Origin of the sequence: Pseudoalteromonas sp. S558 (assembly GCF_005886635.1) — a bacterium.
Classification (GTDB): Bacteria; Pseudomonadota; Gammaproteobacteria; order Enterobacterales; family Alteromonadaceae; genus Pseudoalteromonas; species Pseudoalteromonas aliena.
Genome location: NZ_PNDU01000465.1, coordinates 1 through 3,569, shown reverse-complemented (window position 1 = coordinate 3,569; position 3,569 = coordinate 1). Strand labels below are relative to the sequence as shown.

The window sequence follows — 3,569 nt, the reverse complement described above, 5'->3', positions numbered from 1 at the left end:
AACCAGTGCCTTTACAAGATGCTTGACCAGCACATGCGTTTTCGGCTGTTTTACAATCGTTATGGCCGCCACATACATTAGCATCGTAACAATGAACTAAATCGGTTGTTGCTGTATTATTTGCAACGGTATTTGATGAAGACGTTTGTGTTTCAGTCGCATTACACCCAACTAAACCCGCAACCATTACTGCCATTGCAGCACCTGTGAACTTTTTCATTTTTATTTCCTCTGAGTGATATAACAAATAGCTAGACCGCAAAAGCTAAATAACTATTTCAGTGTAGTTGATAAAAAATTTAAAAATTCACGTTTTGTTCACCAACTTTACTCTACGATTTTTTACAATGTTTCACATATTCAACCCATAAGAGTATGTTAATGTATGAGCGTAAATTAAAAGGAGTGCTCAGTGCGCCGCAGTATTATTTTAAGCTTTAGTTTTATTTTAAGTGGTTGTAGCACCATAGGTTTTAGTGATCTATTTAATGACTACGCAACTCAAATGACACCAGTAAGAAATGCGATCGAGAATAATAATATCGAAGAAGCACGCTCTCTTATTGCTAAAAATAACACCACGCACAGTAGTTATTTACTTAATCAATTAGAGCAAGCACGCTTAGATGATTTTGCCAAGCGCGCTGATGATGCACAAAACAAGTTCGAAAACGTATACAAGCAAATGCAGAGCAAGCGTGAAGCAGCAAAAATACAAGTCAGTGCAGGGCTTGAGCAAAGTAACGCATTATTTACTAACGACTCAGTTATTAGCTACGTCCCTCCCGCTTACGAAATGAGTATGCTACATAGTTATAAAGCACTTAACTATGCGTATAAAAACGACGTTGAAAGCGCTTTAGTCGAAATTCGCCGAGCAAATAAGGTACAAGTGGATGCGCTTGTTGAAAATGAAAAAGACGTTGATTCAATAGCAAAAGAAACGCAACGGCACTATCCAAGTATGAATAATATAACGAGAAAGGTCAAAAATGGCTTTCAAAATGCCTATACCTTTTACTTATCCGCTTTGCTATACCAAAGCGCTAAACAATACGACGATGCTTATATTGATTATAAAAAAGCACTCGCAATTGAGCCAAATAATATTTATTTACAACGCGATGTAATGCGCCTTGCAAAAAAACAAGGGTTTGAGCAAGATTTAAACGAGTTTAAACAACGTTTTAGTGATGCACCTAGCATAGCTGCAAATCAAGGCGAAGTTATTGTTTTATTTGAACAAGGTTTAGTTCCAAAGCAAGATGAATTTAAATTACGTCTACCAATTTATACATCACGTGACGATATGCGTTTTTACAGCCTAGCAATACCTGTATACAAAGATAACGCCTATGTTCGTCGCGTCAATAATATAAATATTGATACACAAAATTTAGCACTTAGCCCTCTGGTACATATTGAGGCGCTGGCTGCAAAAACATTAGAGGATGCAATACCTGAAAAAGTAGCTCGTCAAGTATTGCGATTAATTGCGAAAGAAAAAGTGCGTGCGGAGCTTGCGCGCAGTGCAGGTGATGTAGGTAATATACTTGCCAATATTTATAATTTAGCATCTGAGCAAGCCGATACTCGCAGCTGGCTTACGCTTCCGAATCAAATTAGTGTCGCCCGTGACACACTTAACGTGGGCGTACATTCATTATATGTAGGTACACACGCACCTATAGATTTTACCGTTAGTAAGCAAAGGTTAACATTAATTTACTTAACCTCTGTTAATAATTACTTTAACTACCATGTAGTTCAACTCTAGGAGGCATCATGAAATACATCGCACCATTATTAGCAGCCTTAGCGCTCAGTGCATGTTCAAGTAGACCCGTTACATCGGGTATCTCTGTTGAACAACACAAAAACTCATTTAGTGATCAACTTCGTGTTGATAATCCAAATTTAGCTAAAAAGCTCGCTATCACTGATGTAAAAACTCGCCAAACGAACCAGTTAACCGACGTGGTCGTTACGCTTTCTAGCAATTATAAAAAGTCTCAATACTTGCAATATCAATTCAATTGGTTTGACAAAGATGGCTTTATTATTAAAGGCAATCATTCGCCTTGGCAGGCACTTACTTTATTTGGTTTTGCAAAAACACAATTACCGGGCTTAGCACCAAGTCCTGATGCGGTTACCTTTTCATTAGTAGTAAGAGAAGTCTCAACCAAATCACAAGAATTCAAAGATTAAAGGAAACGACCATGATCATCAGTAAAAAGTATAAAACAGCATCAACTTACGCTTTAGTTGGCTTAAGTGCATTGGTATTAAGCGGCTGTGCAAACAAAACCGTTGTCAGTTATGGAGATGCACAAGCGGTAGAAACAACCGATATTAACTTTGGCTCGACAGACTTACAGAAAGTGGCGAGCCAAATGACAGACTCATTACTAAGCTCGCCAGTAGTTGGCACTATGACAGCGAATAAACGTCCTGTTGTGTTTGTTGAGCGTATTAAAAACAAAACCAGTGAGCACATTGATACAGAATCAATTACCGATTCAATCTCTACTCAGATGCTTCGCAGCGGTAAATTCCGCTTTGTTGATATGAGTCGTGTCGAGTCTGTACGTGAGCAGTTAACATTCCAAAACGAAGACGCCCTTGTTAATCCAGCAACAGCTGTAGCGTTTGGTAAACAGATTGGCGCGCAATTTATGTTATACGGAAACTTATCAAGCATTGTTAAATCAAATGCCGACAAGTCAGACGTTTACTACAAATTTACAATGCGTTTAATGGACATGGAAAGCGGCCTTATAGAGTGGGCTGACGAAACTGAAATTCGTAAAACAAAAGAGAAATCAACCTTTGGCTGGTAGCTAGTGGGAGTGAGTGATGAAAGCAATTACAGTATTAATGTGTGCTTTATTATCGGTAAGCGCACCTACTTTTGCCAAATATGAACGCAACAAAGCGGTGCCCGTACAACAAGTTCTATTTGGGGATGTCAAGTCGGTGCGTAATATTACCGAGCAAGAAATAATCCAAGATAAAAATAACGGATGGGAAACATTTGGTGGTGCATTGTTAGGTGGGGTTATTGGGAATCAGTTTGGTGGCGGAAGCGGTCGAACTGTCGCAACAATACTTGGCTCAGTTATTGGTGGCAGTGTCGCACATAACAAACAACAGAGAAGTCATTACCAACAAAATCACTTTGTGGAGTTATTGATACAGGTTGAAAATGGCGAGCAGTTTATGGTCGTTCAAGATCAAGACCAGTCCATGCGCTTTAGCAAAGGCGACAACGTTAGGCTAGTGTATTTAAATGACAATACAGTGCGTGTAGATAAGGCTTACTAATAAATTAATAATGATATTATAGTATTTAGTTGTTCTATTTAACCTGAACTCTGGTTAAGAGATTTACTAACATATTGAACCATAATGATATTTAAATTTATTTTTCTCCAGCCAGAAATTCTCAGTGGAAACAAGGCGAATTTACGCGTCAATAGCTAGCCTATTGCAAGTAAATTCAACGCAGTTAGCGCTGATAATAGCTGCGGGAGATAGATTTATTACCCAGAGTTCAGGTTAAAGAA

4 protein-coding genes and 1 pseudogene are annotated in these 3,569 nt (G+C 38.4%); 4 read left to right on the top strand and 1 reads right to left on the bottom strand.

The window, feature by feature from the left end:
• Window positions 1–220 (bottom strand): annotated as a pseudogene (locus CWB66_RS20860) (BufA2 family periplasmic bufferin-type metallophore); the annotation flags it as partial.
• A 192-nt stretch (window positions 221–412) separates the two neighbouring features.
• Here CWB66_RS20860 and CWB66_RS20855 point away from each other — a divergent pair.
• From CWB66_RS20855 to CWB66_RS20840, 4 genes are read left to right on the top strand one after another with little or no spacing between them, the layout of a single operon-like run.
• A complete protein-coding gene (locus CWB66_RS20855; RefSeq protein ID WP_138586944.1) occupies window positions 413–1,777 on the top strand; it encodes a COG3014 family protein in 1,365 nt (454 codons plus the stop codon).
• An 8-nt stretch (window positions 1,778–1,785) separates the two neighbouring features.
• Window positions 1,786–2,211 carry a YcfL family putative periplasmic lipoprotein gene (locus CWB66_RS20850; RefSeq protein WP_138586943.1) on the top strand — a complete coding sequence of 142 codons (426 nt, stop codon included), beginning with the start codon at window positions 1,786–1,788 and terminating at the stop codon, window positions 2,209–2,211.
• A gap of 11 nt (window positions 2,212–2,222) precedes the next feature.
• Complete coding sequence (lpoB, locus tag CWB66_RS20845) at window positions 2,223–2,843, top strand: penicillin-binding protein activator LpoB (protein WP_138586942.1); 621 nt, start codon at window positions 2,223–2,225, stop codon at window positions 2,841–2,843.
• 16 nt (window positions 2,844–2,859) lie between these two features.
• The gene (locus CWB66_RS20840; protein ID WP_138586941.1) at window positions 2,860–3,327 is read left to right on the top strand and encodes an outer membrane lipoprotein; all 468 of its coding nucleotides are present in this window, start codon (window positions 2,860–2,862) and stop codon (window positions 3,325–3,327) included.
• The last annotated feature ends 242 nt before the right edge of the window (window positions 3,328–3,569 follow it).

What these genes read in the sequence shown, in the direction of transcription:
- CWB66_RS20850 (WP_138586943.1), top strand. Translation starts at nt 1,786, where the DNA reads ATGAAATACATCGCACCATTATTAGCAGCCTTAGCGCTCAGTGCATGT.
- lpoB (WP_138586942.1), top strand. Translation starts at nt 2,223, where the DNA reads ATGATCATCAGTAAAAAGTATAAAACAGCATCAACTTACGCTTTAGTT.
- CWB66_RS20840 (WP_138586941.1), top strand. Translation starts at nt 2,860, where the DNA reads ATGAAAGCAATTACAGTATTAATGTGTGCTTTATTATCGGTAAGCGCA.